Raw genomic sequence first — 486 nt, 5'->3', positions numbered from 1 at the left:
AAAAGAGCGCTATAGCTGTCATTATTCATCCAACGGATCATCTGAACGGGCTTGGCTCTTTTGATGGTGGTGGTGATAGCATCAAGAGCTGCACGGTCCCCAAACTCTTCTGGAAACAATACCCCGTGGATGGTTTTGGGGTCATTGCCATAACCGGTAAATTGCAAACCAGGCGATCTACCAAAACGATTCATGCAAACCCATGAGGCAGAAAATTCTTCCTCAAACGATTGGAAATTCAGCCAGTCCACATAAAAAAGATGGGGTCCTAACATCAGCAAAGGATCTCTCATAAGCTCCCTCCCCTCATTGTATTTCTCTCAATCATTCTGTTCCCCCATGCAGTGCATTGGCACGGGTGCGTTGTAGAGCATGAGCAACCGCACGACCCGTGGCAACGGGATCGCGTGCTCCATTGACATGCACTGTGACATTTTGATTATGCGTAATGGTGGAACGATCTTTGTCTCTTTGCTCTCTGCCTAG

The 486-nt window shown here is 47.7% G+C and carries 1 protein-coding gene; it reads right to left on the bottom strand.

Going from position 1 to position 486, the window contains the following annotated elements:
• Positions 1 to 293, bottom strand: a 293-nt coding sequence (locus BN338_RS09885) for a phage tail protein (protein WP_039761954.1), incomplete at its 3' end; no start/stop codon positions are given.
• Positions 294 to 486 lie beyond the last annotated feature (193 nt).

The organism is Bartonella queenslandensis AUST/NH15, from assembly GCF_000312585.1.
In the GTDB taxonomy this organism is placed as follows: domain Bacteria; phylum Pseudomonadota; class Alphaproteobacteria; order Rhizobiales; family Rhizobiaceae; genus Bartonella; species Bartonella queenslandensis_A.
This window is presented reverse-complemented; position numbering and strand designations above follow the sequence as displayed.